This is a genomic window from Achromobacter aloeverae (assembly GCF_004121055.1).
In the GTDB taxonomy this organism is placed as follows: domain Bacteria; phylum Pseudomonadota; class Gammaproteobacteria; order Burkholderiales; family Burkholderiaceae_B; genus Bordetella_C; species Bordetella_C aloeverae.
Map to the genome: position 1 here is coordinate 251,091 of NZ_PYAL01000006.1, position 16,893 is coordinate 267,983.

Annotated in this window: 15 protein-coding genes and 1 tRNA gene; 12 read left to right on the plus strand and 4 right to left on the minus strand. The window is 62.6% G+C overall.

Annotated elements, in window-relative coordinates; translation table 11 throughout:
• Nucleotides 1–136 precede the first annotated feature (136 nt).
• Together C7R54_RS20345 and C7R54_RS20350 are read left to right on the plus strand one after the other, a co-directional pair.
• Entirely contained in the window at nt 137–1,105 is a 969-nt protein-coding gene (locus tag C7R54_RS20345) for a motility protein A (protein WP_192903709.1), read from the plus strand.
• A 23-nt stretch (nt 1,106–1,128) separates the two neighbouring features.
• Complete coding sequence (locus tag C7R54_RS20350; RefSeq protein ID WP_129152253.1) at nt 1,129–2,010, plus strand: OmpA/MotB family protein; 882 nt, start codon at nt 1,129–1,131, stop codon at nt 2,008–2,010.
• A gap of 75 nt (nt 2,011–2,085) precedes the next feature.
• Here C7R54_RS20350 and C7R54_RS20355 read toward each other — a convergent pair whose 3' ends face one another.
• The gene (locus C7R54_RS20355) at nt 2,086–2,871 is read right to left on the minus strand and encodes an AraC family transcriptional regulator (protein ID WP_129152254.1); all 786 of its coding nucleotides are present in this window, start codon (nt 2,869–2,871) and stop codon (nt 2,086–2,088) included.
• Between the two features lie 155 nt (nt 2,872–3,026).
• Here C7R54_RS20355 and C7R54_RS20360 point away from each other — a divergent pair, with 155 nt between their 5' ends.
• From C7R54_RS20360 to C7R54_RS20385, 6 genes are all read left to right on the plus strand, one after another.
• A complete protein-coding gene (locus C7R54_RS20360) occupies nt 3,027–3,791 on the plus strand; it encodes an alpha/beta fold hydrolase (RefSeq protein ID WP_129152255.1) in 765 nt (254 codons plus the stop codon).
• 303 nt (nt 3,792–4,094) lie between these two features.
• A complete protein-coding gene (locus C7R54_RS20365; protein WP_129152256.1) occupies nt 4,095–6,359 on the plus strand; it encodes a hypothetical protein in 2,265 nt (754 codons plus the stop codon).
• 10 nt (nt 6,360–6,369) lie between these two features.
• Nucleotides 6,370–6,606 (plus strand): hypothetical protein, encoded by a 237-nt coding sequence (locus C7R54_RS20370; protein WP_129152257.1) that lies wholly within the window; start codon nt 6,370–6,372, stop codon nt 6,604–6,606.
• A gap of 20 nt (nt 6,607–6,626) precedes the next feature.
• Entirely contained in the window at nt 6,627–8,813 is a 2,187-nt protein-coding gene (locus C7R54_RS20375) for a phosphocholine-specific phospholipase C (protein ID WP_129152258.1), read from the plus strand.
• Nucleotides 8,814–8,972: 159 nt separating this feature from the next.
• Nucleotides 8,973–9,944 (plus strand): OmpA family protein, encoded by a 972-nt coding sequence (locus C7R54_RS20380; RefSeq protein WP_240039623.1) that lies wholly within the window; start codon nt 8,973–8,975, stop codon nt 9,942–9,944.
• Between the two features lie 81 nt (nt 9,945–10,025).
• A tRNA-Pro gene (locus C7R54_RS20385) sits at nt 10,026–10,102 on the plus strand.
• 229 nt (nt 10,103–10,331) lie between these two features.
• Here the strand turns inward: C7R54_RS20385 and C7R54_RS20390 are convergent.
• Entirely contained in the window at nt 10,332–10,589 is a 258-nt protein-coding gene (locus C7R54_RS20390) for an IclR family transcriptional regulator domain-containing protein (protein WP_158021252.1), read from the minus strand.
• Between the two features lie 493 nt (nt 10,590–11,082).
• On the opposite strand from C7R54_RS20390, the gene C7R54_RS20400 reads away from it, so the two are divergent.
• The 4 genes from C7R54_RS20400 to C7R54_RS20415 all read left to right on the plus strand — a co-directional run bounded on the left by C7R54_RS20400 (nt 11,083) and on the right by C7R54_RS20415 (nt 14,555).
• A complete protein-coding gene (locus C7R54_RS20400) occupies nt 11,083–11,733 on the plus strand; it encodes a hypothetical protein (RefSeq protein ID WP_129152260.1) in 651 nt (216 codons plus the stop codon).
• A 369-nt stretch (nt 11,734–12,102) separates the two neighbouring features.
• Nucleotides 12,103–12,384 (plus strand): type II toxin-antitoxin system Y4mF family antitoxin, encoded by a 282-nt coding sequence (locus tag C7R54_RS20405; protein WP_240039624.1) that lies wholly within the window; start codon nt 12,103–12,105, stop codon nt 12,382–12,384.
• 5 nt (nt 12,385–12,389) lie between these two features.
• Entirely contained in the window at nt 12,390–13,757 is a 1,368-nt protein-coding gene (locus tag C7R54_RS20410; protein ID WP_192903710.1) for a type II toxin-antitoxin system HipA family toxin, read from the plus strand.
• Nucleotides 13,758–13,883: 126 nt separating this feature from the next.
• Nucleotides 13,884–14,555, plus strand: coding sequence for a trimeric intracellular cation channel family protein (locus tag C7R54_RS20415; RefSeq protein ID WP_129152262.1), 672 nt, complete (start codon nt 13,884–13,886; stop codon nt 14,553–14,555).
• Between the two features lie 152 nt (nt 14,556–14,707).
• Here the strand turns inward: C7R54_RS20415 and C7R54_RS20420 are convergent, their stop codons facing one another.
• Both C7R54_RS20420 and C7R54_RS20425 read right to left on the minus strand, forming a co-directional pair.
• On the minus strand, nt 14,708–15,526 hold the full coding sequence (locus C7R54_RS20420) for an enoyl-CoA hydratase/isomerase family protein (protein ID WP_129152263.1): 819 nt from the start codon (nt 15,524–15,526) through the stop codon (nt 14,708–14,710).
• 73 nt (nt 15,527–15,599) lie between these two features.
• A complete protein-coding gene (locus tag C7R54_RS20425) occupies nt 15,600–16,751 on the minus strand; it encodes an acyl-CoA dehydrogenase family protein (RefSeq protein WP_129152264.1) in 1,152 nt (383 codons plus the stop codon).
• Nucleotides 16,752–16,893 lie beyond the last annotated feature (142 nt).

Here is a 16,893-nt window from a genome sequence, read left to right on the forward strand (position 1 = left end):
TTGACCGGGGTATTCCGGCCTTTTTTATGGCGTTTGGCCGACGAGGTGGCTGACTAGAATGGCCAGGTCCCGTGTTCCACGCGACCCGGCAGGCCCGGAGGCCTGGTCCGGCCGCCTCTTTAACGGCCCCGTATTCATGAATTCCTCGACCCTGATCGGTATCGGCGTTGCCTTGGCGATGCTGGCGGCCGCCATCTTCGGCTCGGCGCCCAGTGCTGTTGCCTTCATCAACCTGCCTGGCCTGGGCATCGTGCTGGGCGGCACCATCGCCGCGCTGTTCATCGGGTATCCGATCAGCGAAATACGCCGCATCCCGCAACTGCTGCGCACGGTGTTCCGCAATGAGCGGGTGGATTCGCAGCGCGACATCGATGAATTGGTGACCCTGGCGCATAGCTGGGCCGGCGCCGACGTGCACAATGTCGAGCGCGAGTTGCAGAAGGTCAGCAACCCCTTCCTGCGCACCGGCGTCCAGTTGATCATCGACAATACGCCCGAAGAGCAGATCGTCGAGCTGCTGCAGTGGCGCATCGCCCGCATGCGCGCCCGCGAGCAGGCCGAGGCTCAGATGTTCCGCACCATGGCCAGCTTCGCGCCGGCGTTCGGCATGCTGGCCACGCTGATCGGACTGGTCAACCTGATGACGGTGCTGGGCTCGCAGGGCATGGACGTCATCGGCAAGCAAATGGGCATCGCGCTGATCGCCACGTTCTACGGGATCCTGCTGGCCAACCTGATCTGCAAGCCCATCGCCATCAAGCTGGAGCGCCGCACCGAGCAGCGCCTGGTGTTGATGAACATGGTGCTGCAAGGTATTTCCATGATGTGCGAGCGCCGCGGCCCGGCGATGGTGCGCGAGACGCTGAATTCGTTCATGCAGCATGTCGAGGACGAAATCCGCGAGCAGCCGGCAAGCCGTGGCGGGAAGGGCACGCGTGGGGGCTCGGCCGCTCGCGCGACGCCTTCGGTGTCGGCCGCGGCCACGGCGCCGCGCGCCGAGGCGGCGACCACGAGCGGCGCGCGGCGCGCCAGTTCGCCGCCGCCGGCCAGCGCCGCCGCCGCCTTCGATGCCGCGCTGCGCAACCGCGCTTCATCGCGATCCTGAGTTCGACGGATTCCGCACGTCTCATGGCCACTACCCACACCCGGGCATCCTGGATCGATATCGCCGCCCGCAACAAGGCGGAAGTCGAGCGCCAGCAGCGCGACCGCAGCAAGACCGTGCGCCGCAACCGCTATGAGCGGTGGCATGTGCCGGAAACGCTGGAGCGCGAGCCGGACAACTGGCTGATGACCTACCTGGACCTCATCACGCTGTTGCTGGCGCTGTTCGTGGTCATGCTGGCGTTGACCCGATTGGGGCCGGGCCTGGCCGCCAAGCCCCCGGTGTTGGCCGCCGGCGTCAGCCTGGCCAAGCTGCCGGCGCCGCCGGTCGAGGAGTGGGAAAAAAACCTGCCGGTGATTCCGGCCGAATGGGCCACGCTACCCGACCCCGCCCCGGCCGTCCCGCCGACCACCGCGCCGACCGAGCCGCTGGAGCAGGACAAGATCGAGCCGGTGAAGATGCCTACCGCGGAGGAGCTGGGCCTGAAGGACCTGGGCAAGGCGGTCAACGTGACCATCAACCGCCAATCCGTCAGCTTTCGCATCAGCAACGAACTGTTGTTCACGTCGGGGCAGGCGACGCTGAGCCCGGAGGGCGTGCCCCTGATCAAGAAGCTGGCCGAGGTCATCAATCACAGCAAGTACCCGGTTTCGGTGGAAGGGCATAGCGACAACATTCCCATCCTGACCCGCCAGTTCGCATCGAACTGGGACCTGTCCACCAGCCGCGCCACGTCGGTGCTGCGCGAACTGGTGCGTGATGGGGTCGAACCCAAGCGCTTGCGCGCCATCGGGTATGCGGATACCAAGCCCCTGGAGACCAACGACACGCCGGCCGGCCGCGCCGCGAATCGCCGGGTGGAGCTGATCATGCGCATCGATCCGAAGGCGCCGGGAGAGGAATAGTTCCGGCGCGTCGCTGTACGACGCCGCGCATTCGACGGCATGAGTTTGCCGAGCCGGAAACTAGCGGCTGTTGGCTCATGCCGCTCGGCGTGTCTCCAAATACTGACTCGGCGTTTCCCCGAGTACCCGACGAAATGCGGATGAGAATGCACTAGGACTTGCGTAGCCCAGGTCCAATGCGACGCGGGTCACAGATTGCCTTCCACTTAAACGCTCGATGGCTGTGAGCAGGCAGACCTGCTGGCGCCATTCGGCAAAGCTCACGCCGGTCTGCGCACGGAAAAGTCGGGTAAAGGTTCGCCTGCTCATTCCGACTTCGGCGGCCATCATGTCGAGCCCGACCGTAATCGACGGCGCATTAAACAGACGCTGGCATGCGCGCGCGAGACGAGCATCGCTCGGCAGCGGTGCATGAAGTGAGAGACGCGGCATTGACGCTATCTCCGCGACGAGCAGATTCATCAGCTTGCCGGCGCGCCCATCAACGTCGTACATGGCCGGCAAATCGATGGCCTCCTCGAGCAATCGCCTGAGAAGTTCCGAGACACCGTAGACGCAGCAATGGCCCGGCAGTTGCTCGGCCTTCGCTTCTTCCAGTGACACGAAAGCGTTGAGCATGGTTACTGGCCCGCCCATCGTCATTTCGTGGGAAATGCCGGCCGGTATCCAGCAAGCCCGCCGAGGCGGAACGAGCCACCGGCCTTCAGGGGTGGCCACGCTGATCGTACCGCGAGAGGCGAACGCGAACTGACCGCGTCGATGCGCGTGGACTGGAAATGATGAGCCGGCGGCGTAATCGTTCGCCGTCACGACCACGCTGCGCGGGATGTCCTCGAAGGGATCGACCAAGGTATTTCGCATGGCCCAAATTCTACATTTAATGACCCGTTACCGAAGGCGGGCCTGTGTCGGTCAGCTTACGATCACCGCACCTGTCGCGCGACGGCGCAATAAAGTCTACGGAAAATTCGCGTCGCGCCGGGTGCAGACCACATCCCATTCGCATCGGAGTCAATGTGCCTAATACATTTCATCGCGTGGGGAACGGCCCCCACCCAGTCCTCGTTCTTCACGGCTGGTTCGGCGACGCGCACTCGTTCGAACAGATTGAGCCGTGGCTGAATAGCCACGCGTTCAGCTACGTATTCATGGATTATCGCGGCTACGGGAGCATGCGGGAGACGCGCGGCGCGTACACGATCGATGAGATCGCGTCCGATGCGCTGACGCTTGCTGATGCACTCGGATTCCACGCCTTCAGCCTGATCGGTCATTCGATGGGGGGCATGGCGATCGAGCGGATTGCAACGCGCGCGCCCGATCGAGTACGAGCACTCGTTGCCGTCGCGCCAGTTCCTTGCGGCGGCATTCCGTACGACGCGGCGACGCGTCGCCTACTCGAAGATGCTGCCCAGCACGTGGGCAATCGAAGAGCCATCATCGACCGCAGCACTGGCGGACGGTTGCCCTCATCCTGGGTCGAATGGAAAGCGGCGTATTCGGCAACGCATTCCTCTCAGGAAGCGTTCGCTGCGTACTTACGTGCATGGGCCGATACCGATTTCAGCGATGAGATTGCCGGATGGCATCCGGTAAAGGTGCTCGTGGGGAAGCACGATCCAACATTCAATGCCGGGTTGATGGCTAAAACTTACCTTCGACGCTATCCCCATGCCACTGTTGAGATCCTGGAGAACGCTGGCCACTATCCGATGAACGAGACGCCGCTCGCGCTCGCCAGCGCCATCGAATCTTTCCTTACCGAAACAGCCACGTCGTAGATATGGACTCGCCCGCCCAGTGACGATGGCAAGAGGCAGAGAGCTCGATGTTGAACCGCCTTCGATCTGGAAGTCCGCATGCCCACAAGCTGAATCGGTGAAGAACCTTTCTTTTGCCGCCGGGCCTGCATCAAGGAAATAAAGCTCCCGTGGCGCGGCAAGCGGTTTGAGGGCGGGTTATCGCGTATCTGTCGAAAAAAGCGACGGACATGATCAAAAACTCCCGCGCTTTCGTCATTAGGGTGTCCCTGGCCATCTTTAAAGTCGCTGAACATTCCCCACCACGGACCGACAGCTGACTGTATGGAACCCCTCATTCAAGACCTGAAAGAAAAGAACAAGACGCGGAGCAGGCGGCTGGGACGCGCGATCGTCATGTCGCTGGCCTTGGCGATCGCGCTGGCCGGCTGCTTCGATGGCGGTTCGGATTCATCGTCGGCTTCCAGCGCTGCCCCGGCCTCGCCCGACACCGGCACTGGCACGGGCCCTGGCGCTGGCACAGGCACTGGCACGGACGACACGCCGGCGCAAGCAGGCGTCAGCCGCGTGCTGGTGGTCGGCCTGGACGGCGTCACCTATGGCGCCCTCCAGGCGGGGTTGGCCAATAACACCCTGCCGAACTTCGCCAGGTTGAAAGTCTCCCTGGCCTATAGCGGCGGCGCGCCCGGCGGGCAGACGCAGCAAGCCAATCTGCACACGCCGGGCTGGGCCACGCTGCTTTCCGGGAACTGGGCCAACCTGCACCAGGTAACGTCCGATGCCACGGGCCTGGCCATCCAGGGAGGCAGCGTGTTCGAGGCGCTCAAGGCCAAGGGCACGGGCGCCAATGGCGCCGCCGTCGCTTCCGCGAACATAGCCGGCCTGCTCGCAAGCCAGCATGACAGCAATGCGCTCGATACGCTCTACGACTGTTCCGGCAGCGCCGTCGCCGACGATTGCGTGACCCAGCAGGCGCTGGGACTGATAGCCGGCACCTACACCACGGTGGTGGCGCAGTACCACGCGGCCACCGATGTGGCGCTGGCTTATGGCGTGAATTCGTCGTCGTATGCGAATTCGGTCAAGCGGCTCGATGACGCAATAGGCAGGCTGCTGGCCGAGACCGCCAAGAAGCCCGACGACAAATGGCTGGTGGTGTTGACGTCGGCCTATGGCCTTAGCGCGACGGGCAGCGTCGATGGGCTGCCCCTGCTGCCCGAGTCCACCACCTTCATCGCGCTGAACCAGGCGTTCAACAACGCCGCCGGCGTCAATGCCGCGGCGCCGGCGACGTTGAGCGCCTTGTACGCCTACCCCAGCATCGCGGATGTCACGCCCACCGTGCTGGCGTATTTCAACGCCACGCCGCCGCCCGCGGCCTACACCCTGTATGGTAGCGAGTTGGTCGGCGACCAGGCGGTGTCGCAGTTGAACGTGGCCCTGAGCACGACCAATTTCAACCAGCCCGGTGCCAACGCCACGTTGAGCTGGACGGCGCCGGACACCGGCGCGATCAGCGTGCTGCGCGATGGCGAGGTCATCGCCACGCTTCCCGCCGGCACGGCGCGCTACGTCGACAATGGACTGCGGGACTACATCACCGGCCTGTACCGCCAAGGGGGGACCCACACGGTGGGCTACACCGTCCAGGCCGGCGCGGGTGGAGGGCTGCGTGCGATCAGGTCCGCGCCGCTGTCGTATGTTCCCATCCTGGCGTCCGTCGCGAATGGCCTGTTCGTGTACTACCCCTTCGGCGATACGCTGCCGGCCATCGACGCCAAGGGCAGCTCCACGCTCGGGCTCTTCGCCAGCGATCTCGATCCCGCGGCCGGCGTGGTCGTCGATGGGCCTTTCGGCGCCAACAGCCATGGATTGAAGGTGAGCCTGAAGTACACGGACGCGGGCAACCAGGAGGGGTATGCGCTGACGTTCAACGGGCAGGCGCTGGATCCCACCAATGCCGCGGCGCCGGTGTTTTCCGTGGGCTTCTGGACCAGGATCCCGCGTGATTCCTGCATTGTCGGCGGCGATTATCCCTTGATGGGCAACAAGAACTTCAAGTCCGGCGCGAACCCGGGCTTCGCCATGGCGATCTATGGCGTGGCCGCCGGCACGGGCTGCACGCTGCGCGTGAACTTCGCCGACAACACCAATCGCGTCGACTCTTCGGCCGCGGTTTCGAACAACCAGTGGGTCTATGCGGCCGTGACCTTCGACGGCGTGAGCAAGATGGCCAACTGGTATGTGTACGACCCGATACTGGGCTTGCGCACCGGCGCCTTGAATGGCGCGTCCATTGACATGAGCAAGCTGTACACGGGCCTGAATGCCGCCCCCATCAGCGGCAAGAACGGGTACGCCTCGTGGGGCCTGGGGACGGACGGCACGGGCATGTACTACTACAACCAGACCGACGCCAACCGGCCGAAATGGAACGTCGCCACCGGCGGCGTCACCACGGCCACGCCATCGCGCGACTACGACGCGGCCTTCACCGAGCTGGCCTTCTGGAATCGCCTGTTGACCCCCGCCGAAGTCGCGTCGATCTACCAGTCGCAGATGCCGCTGTCGACCGTGCTGGGCAACTGAGGAGGCGACCATGACCCTGAACGCCTTCCTGCCGCGCCGCGCCTGCCTGGCCGCCGGCGCGGCCTGCGTGGCGCTGTTGCTGGGCGGCTGCTTCGATGGCGGCGGTTCCGACGACGATACGCCCGCGGAAACGCCCATCGTGGTGCCGCCCTCGGCTCCTGTAGCCGATACAGCCGGTGCAGCCGACACGGCCGGCGCGACCGACACCTGCGACTGCGCCGTCAAGCAGCGCGCCTGCGCTCCCTGAACCGTTTCCGTACCCTACCCATGACCAACATACATCGACGTGCTTTCCTGCGCGGCGCCGCCGGCGCCGCCACGCTGGCTTCCTTTCCGTTGTCCATCCAGCGTGCCCTGGCCATCCCGGCCAACAATGCCACGGGCACCATACGCGACATCGAACACGTGATCATCCTCATGCAGGAGAATCGTTCGTTCGACCACTATCACGGCACGATGCCAGGCGTGCGGGGCTACAGCGACCGCTACACCATACCCATGGCCTCGGGCGATCCGGTATGGCTGCAGCGAGCCGGCGACGGCACCATCATCCAGCCTTATCACCTGGACTACACCCAGGGCCAGGCGCTCAACGGCAGCCTGGCGCATAGCTGGGCCGACCAGCAGAACGCCTGGAACCACGGCCGCATGACGGGCTGGCCGGTGGCCAAGGGCAACAAGACGATGGGGTACCTGGACGAGGTCGAGCACGAAATGCAGTTCCATCGCGCGCTCGCCAATGCCTTTACGATATGCGATAACTACTACACGTCCTGCTTTACCGGCACGTTCCCCAACCGCCTCTTCCTTTGGAGCGGCACCAATGGCGCCAACGTGTCGGACCATGTGGTCAACTCCAACGCCTCCTGGGGCTATACCGTCACCGGCGGCACGATACAGTCGTCCGCCAACGGCCTGACCTGGACGACGTATCCGGAGCGGCTGGAAGCGGCCGGCATCAGCTGGAAGGTCTACCAGGGCTACAACAACAACAGCAACAACAACCAGTTGGGGGCCTTCGCCAGCTACCGCGCGGCGGTGGAGCGTCTCAATGCCCAGGGCTACCCCATCAGCACCGGGTATACGCCGGAGCTGGCTGCACTGGAGCCCTTGATCAAGGGCGTGGGCAATACCATGCCGGACCCGGTCAACCTGACCGCCTTCGGCGATGACGTGGCGGCGGGCCGGCTACCCCAGGTCAGCTGGATCGTCGCGCCAGGCGCCTACAGCGAACATCCTGGCATGGGCACGCCGGAGCAGGGCGGCTGGTACATCCAGAAGATATTGAACTACCTGACCGCTTATCCGGAGGTCTGGAGCAAGACCGTGCTCATCCTCAACTACGACGAGAACGACGGCTATTTCGACCACGTGCCGCCGCCGGCGCCGCCGTCGCCCAACGGCGACGGCTCCTACGCGGGCAAGTCGACGGTGGATGTATCGCGCGAATACTTCACCATGTCGCACTTTCCCTATGATACGGACCAGTCGCTCGGGCCCGACGGCCGTCCGTTCGGCGCTTGCGCGCGCCTGCCGACGCTGGTGATTTCGCCGTGGAGCGTGGGCGGGTGGGTGAATTCGCAGGTGTTCGACCACACGTCGACCCTGCGTTTCCTGGAGCAGCGTTTTGGCATCCCCGAGCCGAACATCAGTCCCTGGCGGCGCGCCGTATTCGGCGACATGACCGGCTGCTTCAACTTCAAGACGCCCAACGACGCCTTTCCGGCCATCGTCAGCCTGCCCGCCGACAAGACCGCCATCGACGCGCTGAATACCAGCCAGAAAGCCGCCGGCGCCGTGCCGATACCAGTGGCCGGCTCCCTGCCGCTGCCCGCGCAGACGCGGATGGCGCGCCCTTCGCGCGCGCTTCCCTACGAACTGCACACCAGCGCCAACCTGGACACGGCCATGGGCCAGGTATGGCTGACCTTCAGCAACACCGGTGCGCAGGGCGCCGTGTTCCACGTCTACGACCAATACAACCTGGACCGGATACCCCGCCGCTATACGGTGGAGCCGGGCAGGCTCATCTCCGACGCGTGGGTGCCCGCCAGCTATGCGGCGCCCAATACGGGCAAGTACAAGCTGTGGGTGTTGGGGCCCAATGGCTACCATCGCCTGTTCGAGGGGGACGTCGCGCGGGCGCTGGCGGGTGACAACGTCGAAGTGCGGGTTTGCTACGAGGCGGCGGCGAACACGGTGGCGTTGACCGTGATGAACGTGGGCACGCGCACCGCGACGGTCACCGTCAGCGCCAATGCCTATCGGGACGCTGCGCCATGGACGTATGCGTTGAGTCCGGGCAAGCAGATCGAGCGTTCGTGGAACCTGGACGGCTCGAATGGCTGGTACGATTTCACGCTGACCATGGACGGCGGCTATGCGCGCCGCTTCGCCGGCCGCCTGGAGACGGGGAAGGACGGCTACAGCGATCCCGCGATGGGGGCGGCGTGAAGGCTGTCTTGCGACGGCATGCCCGTCCTGCTGCCGAGGTGAGACAATTTGGACACTCCTGGCGCAGATACGCCTTGTGACTTCCGCATAATGGCCGCCGGCCTTGCCGGACATTGCTGTCCGGCAAGCACGACCTGAATCGACATGGAGTATGACGCTATGCAAGCAAGGACGAGAAAGTGGGCCCTGGCGGCCACGGTCGGCGCGCTGATGCTGTCGATTGCGCAGCCCGGTCGGGCGGCGGAAGACCTGGAGGGTTCCAAGGACCATCCCATGCTGACCCGCTTCGCCGGGGCGTGGATCAACGCCTATAGCGTGCAGGACTACGACGAGGCGCAAATGCCCAACCAGGCCATCGTCGATCACGAGAACATCAAGGTCATGCCGCTGGAAGGGAAGGTGACGCGCATCGGGTATCGCATCGATGGTGGCAAGTCAGCGCTGGAGGTCTATCGCAACTACACGGCGGCGCTGAAGGACGGTGGTTTCCAAACGCTCTTCACTTGCAAGAACGACGAGCAATGCGGTGGCGAATTCCAGTCCTATGTTTTGAACGGCGACAAGGTGCGCCCTGGCGGGGCGGGCGACGCCGTATTCGGCGGCAACTATTACGCGATCCTGGCGAAGAAGGCCGCGCCGGCGGGCGATGTCTATGTGTTCCTGGACATCATGCACGACGACTCCAACAACATCACGCCGGTCTTCCAGCAGGTGGTCGAGACCAGGCCCATGCAGCAGGGCCAGGTGAAGGTGCTGGACGCCAGCGCCATGCAGCAGGCCCTGGACCAGTCTGGCAAGGTGGCGATCTACGGCGTGTATTTCGACACCGACAAGGCCGGGATCAAGCGCGAGTCCAAGGATGCATTGGACCAGATGGGCAAGCTGCTGAAGGGCAATCCCAAGCTGAAGGTGTATGTGGTGGGGCACACCGACAACCAGGGTACGCTGGCGCATAACAAGACCCTGTCCCAGCAGCGTGCCGACGCGGTGGTCAGGGCCCTGACCGACGAGTACCACATCGACGGCAAGCGGCTGGAGGCCTATGGCGTGGCGTCGCTGGCGCCGGTCGCCAGCAATGACAGCGACCGGGGGCGAGGGCAGAATCGCCGGGTCGAGCTGGTGAAGGAGTAGGGGGAATACACCAGTCGCCGGGAATTTCCGCCAGGCTGTGGATAACGTGTCGGGCTGGCTTCTGGTATATTTGCCAACCTTCGGGGCGTAGCGCAGCCTGGTAGCGCATCTGCTTTGGGAGCAGAGGGTCGCGAGTTCGAATCCCGCCGCCCCGACCATATAAATCAAGGCCTTACAGAGATCGCTCTGTAAGGCCTTTGTTTTTAGAGGGTTTTTACCCCACCTTTTACCCCACCTGGTCGCTAGCGATGTCATCTGTTGCACTGGGCGCCAATCGCTCCCGTCCCAGAAAAACACTGGGGTTCAAGACCCCGGCTGAAGCGTTGGATGAAATGTTGCACTGACCGCCTGAATCCACACCCCGGATTTTCAGGGGGCATTACAGCCCTAACGAGTCAGTTTCAGCCGATTGGCAAAATCGCTGGCGCTTGCACGCAAGGCACACTCAAAGGCTTGCCTCTGCTTCGCATATCGCTCGGTCGGCAAGACGACTGAAACCGCTAGCAGGGTTGAGCCGTGGACACCGACCGGCAGCCCTATCGCACAGGAATTCAGTGCATGTTCTTCCATGTCGTAGGCAAAGCCTCCCGCACGGATGGCATTGAGCTGGGAGACCTGAACCCCCTTGTTGGGATCATCCTTCATGCCGGCCGAGCAGCGGCATGATGCGCGCCGGGGACCAGCTCGGCCCGGCCAGCCGGACATCGATGACAGTCGGTTCGCAGGCGTGCCGGCCTCGCTCGTGGTCGATGCTGCGCTCGGCGCCCCGCGTTGCCGAACGTGAAGGACTTTGCAGCCGATGCGCTGCGTGCATTGAACGTGAACAGCTTCTCGGCTCTGACCAGGGCATCGGCTTTCGTCATCGCTGATACAAGCCCTCAGCGACCCGTAACGGCTTCACGCTCCGGTACAGCCTCATCCCCCGACTCCACTCTGACGGCCGACGTACGAACACGCCCTGGTATTTGGGCCACATGTCAGACTTGGGCGGAATACCTCCATGCGTCCGGAAGAACTTCTCCATCTGCTCGGCTTTCTTTAGGCGGTGTAGTGGAGCACATGTGTATGGCATCCTTCGTTGACCGAACAAGTTTACGGGCTATATTCCATTCCGACGCAAGCGAAAAGGACGTGAAAGATGATGGACCAATTAGCGGGACCATTAGCAAAACATAGCGTCACGCTGTTCCAGCTAGTCTATCGAAGGATAGTTCCACCGAAGTTTGGGTATCGGATCGCGCCAAGCGACATATTGGAAGTGATTAGTCCATTCACCTACTTGGGAAAGGTGATCGAACTACTCGGTCAGCCGCACCAAACGTTCGATACCGATGAGGGCCGGGTGCTCGCCTACCGGTTCCGAAATGCTCTATTGCAAATCAACGTCAAGATGGAGTCAGTCGTCAGCGTTGCTCTCGTTTCACTTCGTCTGCGGTGGCCAAACCGCTTCAAGGTGTTCCCGCTGGGCCTGCAATTGGGCCGCGATACCTTCGAAAGCGTCTATAAGATTAAGGGCGAGACGTCTCGGCGGTTCCGCACTGACAATAGTTCGAAATTCTTCACGTACTCGCAGAAGACATGGTTCGGATTTCCCGGGCGATACTTCAATTTTCACTTTGCCGCGATGGAAGCCGCCACATATCCTCCTATCCGGATGCCCGAAGTTAAATTCGAGCGAGTTGAAGACTTCTATTCCACCTTGCTAGAGGCCAAGGCCAAATTCAATGCGGTTGCAATCACTAGAGACGAGGATGAGACGTTTCCTTTCAGTTGGGAATATTTCAGCTGATGGGGACACCGCTGGCGGTCCAGCGCCATCCCTGCTAGGCAATTCAATGCCTTTTGAGTAGACCTAGGGGCCTTCAACCATCATTCTGAGCCAGGTCAGCGATTGGCACCTCTGCCCCACCACGCAGCCCCACCACGCAGCCCCACCACACCGAGGTAGAGACAGACAAGGACAGTTTTACGATAAGCGGGGCCTTGCACGTCATAGGCAAGCCAATCCCTGATATCGGCTGCCAGCAGCTTTTCTTAGGTGGCTAGATGCCCATTGCCGCTCCCACCGTGGAAGAAATTCCCTAACGGGAATATCTTGGATAGAACGGTTTCCTGGCGATAAAATGTTCCCGAAAGGGAATGTTTATGGAGATCAACTGTGCTTGCTGATAAAAACTTCCCGAACGGGAAACTCGTGGGCCTGCCGGCAGTCGTGCGTCGGGCGGACGACCTTGGGAGGCTGGCCAGGCAAGCGCGCAAGCAACAGCAGTTGACTCAACGCGATCTAGCCGGATTGGCGGGCACGGGGCCGAGGTTCATGGTCGAACTGGAACAGGGCAAACCCACTGTTCAGCTGCAAAAGGCTTTGGATGTCCTGGCACTGCTGGGGTTGGAAGTTGTCATTCGCCCGAAGGGCGGCGTCGAGGGGCTGGAGCGATGACCTCAATGAAAGAAGAATCTCAGGGCATCCCGGATAGCTTGGCGGTTTTCTGGGACAACATCCGGGTAGGGACGCTCCATCACACAACTCCGCTCTCATTCTCTTATGCGACTGAATGGCTCGCCAGCGGGAGGTCACCATTAGCGCCTGGACTCCCCTTGGGTCCAGGGAAGCACGACGGTCCTGAGATCCACGCTTTTTTTGAAAATCTACTGCCCGAAGGCGAGCAACGCCGCTTGATCACCATGCGGCACCATGTTTCATCGGTCTATGGACTCTTGGCGGTTGCCGGCGGCGACGCGGCCGGCGCTATTGTCTTGCTTTCGGAGGGCCAGGCACCGCAATCGCCGCAATACCAGAAACTCAGCTGGGAACAGGTCAACGCGCTGATGCATGCCGACGAAAAAAACTTGGTAATGCGGCAGGCAATCGAGGACGAGGCGCGAGCCTATGCTGCCCCACGGCTTTCGATCTCGGGTGCTCAGGTGAAAATGTTGCTCTCGCTTGATGCCGAAGGCAATCCATTGCGACCCATGGGCGCCACGCCTTCAACACATATCCTAAAGCCCGACATCGTCCGAACAGATATTCACCTGTTTGCCACTGCGGCAAATGAAACCTTGATCATGGCGGCAGCGGCGCTATGTGGTTTGCCTGTTGCCTGTGTTCAGTATCAGCCTATTGTCGATGCGTGCCTGGTTGAGCGATATGACCGTGTCAGGCGCGAAGACGGTTCTTTGGCCAGGCTGTGGCAGGCCGATCTATGCCAACTGCTCGGGCGGAATTCAGATGGCAAGTACGAAATTGAGGGCGGGCCGAGTTTTGCGGAGTGCTTCGAAATGGTGGGGCGTCTATCCAGTAAGCCCGCGGTGGATCAAAGGCATCTCCTGAGATGGCTTTTTTTTAATCTTTACGTTGGGAACAATGATTCCCACGCAAAGAATCTATCGTTGATCGTCAGCAACGAAGGACTGCGTCTTGCCCCGTTTTACGATTTGATGGCAACCCGAGTCTACTCCGGGCTGGGGCCGAATTTTGCGTTTAGCGTCGGTGGCGAGTTTGAGCCTGGCAAGATCGGGCCGCAGCAGCTTGCTGCGATGGCTGCCCAGCTCAAGATCTCCCCCAAGTATCTGGTTGCGGTCTCGCAAGACATGGCTGGTAAGGTGAATATCGCTATTCCTGAGGCGGCAAACAGCCTACTGCCCTTGCTCAACCCATCTCGGGCAATGCTTGCCGAGCGCGTCGTGTACAAGGTTCGATCCTTGGTCAAGCAGACACAGCGCCGTCTGTTCAACGGGATGGATGCGGAAGACGAGTCTGGCTATCTCCCTCCTGTTGTTGAACGGAAGGGGCGAAATCGGCCACGCGGTTAAGGGTTAACCGCAGGAGCGTCATGCGAGGGGCTCAGGGCGCCATATGGCCTTGAAGGCCTGCGTCGAAACGACGGTCGTCTCGGGCCCGGCGTGACTGGCACAATATGCGTTTTATGAGGTCCGATTATGGGGAATACCGGTCCCGTGACGCTGCTGCTGGCGCTTGATCTCGCTGGTACCTTCGTGTTCGCGCTCAGCGGCGGGATTGCCGGCGTGAGACAGCGCCTCGATCTTTTCGGCGTTTTCGTGCTGTCCTTTGTCGCCGGGAATTTTGGAGGCATCGCGCGCGACATCCTGATCGGGGCGGTACCGCCCGCCGGCATCAGCGACTGGCGGTATCCGATGGTATCGATGCTGGCCGGCCTTATCACGTTCTATTGGACTCCCCTCATAGAGAAGCTGGTCAGTCCCGTTCAGATCTTCGATGCCGCGGGCCTGGGACTCTTTGCCGTCTCCGGCGCGCAGAAGGCGCTGGCGTTCGGGTTGAATCCGTTGATGGCGGCGTTCCTGGGCATGCTGACCGGCATAGGCGGCGGGGTCGCGCGCGATGTTCTCCTGGCCCGGATTCCCACCGTGCTGAAGGCCGAGATTTATGCGGTCGCCGCCCTGGCGGGCGGCGCCGTCGTGGTCATAGGGAAGTTCCTTGACGTTCCCGCCGCGATCGCCACCCTGGCCGGCGCCTTGCTCTGTTTCGGACTGCGCCTGATCGCCATTCGCCGCCGCTGGCGTCTTCCCGTGGCCAGGCGCGGCGCGCAGGGGGAGGCATCGACGCAGCAGGACCTGAAGGATCCTCGTTGACGAAGACGCCGTTCTCTTGGCGACATGGCAACCGGTCTCGCCAGCGCGGCGTCGATCGCGTCAACCGGGTGCGCCATCCCTCCCGGACCGGCGTTCATCGACGCCGGATATCCCCTGTCGAAGCCCAGCCGGACGGCTGTCGACAGTCCGCGTCAGGCGCCGTCCGCCGGCAGGCGGGCCGACGGGAAATCCGGCGTCCGCTTGTTGCGCACGGCATCCAGGCCTTCGCGCGCGTCCGCGCCCAGGAAACCCAGCATTTCGGTCGCCAGGGAGTTGTCGAAGATGGGGCCGGCGATACGCATCCAGTTGTTGATGGACTTCTTGGTGGCGCGGATGGCCGACTGGCTGCCCCGGGCGAGCTTGGCGGCCACGGCCAGGGCTTTTTCCATCAGTTCCTCCTTGGGGACGCAAAACGTCACCATGCCCAGGCGCTCGGCTTCCTTGCCGTCGATGAAGTCCGCGGTCATCAGGTAGTACTTGGCCTTGGCCACGCCGCACAGCAAGGGCCACACGATGGCGGCATGGTCACCCGCGCCCACGCCCAGGCGGACGTGGCCGTCGGTGAAGCGCGCCGTCTCGGCCATGACGCTGACGTCGGCCAGCAGCGCCACCGCCAGTCCGGCGCCAACCGCCACGCCGTTTATCGCGGAGATGATGGGTTTTTCGCAGGCGAGCATGTTGTAGACGATGTCGCCGGCTTCCTTCATCACCGCCGCGACCACTTCGGCGTTACCCACCATTTCCTCTACCCAGCCCAGGTCGCCGCCCGCCGAGAACGCGCGGTCGCCCGCCCCGGTGACCACCACCACCTTGACGCCGGGATCGTCGTTGACCACCGGCCAGATCCTGGTGAGCTCCCAGTGCATGCGCGCATTGGTGGCATTCATGGCTTCGGGGCGGTTCAGCGTGATGAGCAAGACGCCGTCGGCATGGCGTTCGAAGAGAAGAAACTGGAAATCTTCGTATTTCATGGTCGTCCGTTTATATAAGTAGGCAGGCGGGGCGCCCTCGGGGCCGCATGGTCTTCACGGCGGCGTCCATGCTTCAGTACAGCTCCCGGATCATATTGCGGGCGATGACCAATTGCTGGATCTGGGTCGTGCCTTCATAGATGCGGAAGAGCCGGACATCTCGATAGAAACGTTCGATGCCGTATTCGCTCATATAGCCGGCGCCGCCGAAGATCTGTACGGCCCGGTCGGCAACGCGGCCGCACATTTCGGAGGCGAACAGCTTGGCGCAGGACGCCTCGGTGCTGACCGGAAGCCCGTCGTCGCGCCGGCGCGCCGCGTCGATCACCATGCTGCGCGCAGCGTAGATCTCGGCCTTGCTGTCCGCCAGCATGGCCTGCACGAGCTGGAATTCTCCGATGGGCTGGCCGAACTGGCGACGCTCCACGGCGTAGCGCAAGGCTTCCGCCAGCATGCGTTCGGCCACCGCCACGCAGATGGCGGCGATATGGATGCGGCCCTTGTCCAGCACCTTCATCGCCGTCTTGAAGCCGCGGCCTTCGAGCCCGCCGATCAGGTTGGCGGCGGGCACGCGGCAGTTCTCGAAGATGACATCGCAGGTATGGGCGCCTTTCTGTCCCATCTTCTTGTCGCGCTTGCCCAGGTGGATGCCGCTGGAACGGGCATCGACGATGAAGGCGGAGATGCCGGCCGCGCCTTTCTGTTCAGGATCGGTGCGTGCCATCAGCGTGTAGATGCCCGCTTGCGGCGCATTGGTGATGAAACGCTTGGTGCCGTTGACCACGTAGTCGTCGCCGTCGCGGACGGCGGCGGTGCGCAGCGAGGCCGCATCGGACCCGGAACCGGGCTCGGTCAAGGCGAATGAGGCGATCAGATCTCCCGTCGCCAGTCGCGGCAGGTACTTGGCTTTCTGCGCTTCGGTACCGTCGAACAGGATGCCTTGCGAACCAATGCCCACCGTGGTGCCGATCAGGGAACGGAAGGCCGGCGAGGCCTGGCCCAGCTCCAGCATGGCCAGCACTTCTTCTTCCATGGTCAGTTGCAGCCCGCCATACGCCTCGGGGATGGTCAGGCCGAACAGGCCCATCTCGCGCATGTCCTGGACGATATCGGCCGGTATCTCGTCGGTCTCGGCGACCGTTTCTTCATTGGGAATGAGCCTCTCCCGGACGAAGCGGGAAATGTTGGCCAAAAGCAGATTGAGCGTTTCCTGGTCTCGGATCATTGCGGTGCCGTCTAGGTATTTGACGAGGAATGCTGCGGCCGCGCTGAATCCAGCGTCAACGCCGCTGCGGCTATTGTTCCGTACATTGGAAATAAGCATCTTCTTGCGTGAACGCAATGGCGCGTTCCCCAGGCGAGCAGGG

Coding starts and splice junctions, on each gene's coding strand:
- C7R54_RS20345 (WP_192903709.1), top strand. CDS start 137: ATGAATTCCTCGACCCTGATCGGTATCGGCGTTGCCTTGGCGATGCTG.
- C7R54_RS20350 (WP_129152253.1), top strand. CDS start 1,129: ATGGCCACTACCCACACCCGGGCATCCTGGATCGATATCGCCGCCCGC.
- C7R54_RS20355 (WP_129152254.1), bottom strand. CDS start 2,871: ATGCGAAATACCTTGGTCGATCCCTTCGAGGACATCCCGCGCAGCGTG.
- C7R54_RS20365 (WP_129152256.1), top strand. CDS start 4,095: ATGGAACCCCTCATTCAAGACCTGAAAGAAAAGAACAAGACGCGGAGC.
- C7R54_RS20370 (WP_129152257.1), top strand. CDS start 6,370: ATGACCCTGAACGCCTTCCTGCCGCGCCGCGCCTGCCTGGCCGCCGGC.
- C7R54_RS20375 (WP_129152258.1), top strand. CDS start 6,627: ATGACCAACATACATCGACGTGCTTTCCTGCGCGGCGCCGCCGGCGCC.
- C7R54_RS20380 (WP_240039623.1), top strand. CDS start 8,973: ATGCAAGCAAGGACGAGAAAGTGGGCCCTGGCGGCCACGGTCGGCGCG.
- C7R54_RS20390 (WP_158021252.1), bottom strand. CDS start 10,589: ATGAAGGATGATCCCAACAAGGGGGTTCAGGTCTCCCAGCTCAATGCC.
- C7R54_RS20400 (WP_129152260.1), top strand. CDS start 11,083: ATGATGGACCAATTAGCGGGACCATTAGCAAAACATAGCGTCACGCTG.
- C7R54_RS20410 (WP_192903710.1), top strand. CDS start 12,390: ATGAAAGAAGAATCTCAGGGCATCCCGGATAGCTTGGCGGTTTTCTGG.
- C7R54_RS20415 (WP_129152262.1), top strand. CDS start 13,884: ATGGGGAATACCGGTCCCGTGACGCTGCTGCTGGCGCTTGATCTCGCT.
- C7R54_RS20420 (WP_129152263.1), bottom strand. CDS start 15,526: ATGAAATACGAAGATTTCCAGTTTCTTCTCTTCGAACGCCATGCCGAC.
- C7R54_RS20425 (WP_129152264.1), bottom strand. CDS start 16,751: ATGATCCGAGACCAGGAAACGCTCAATCTGCTTTTGGCCAACATTTCC.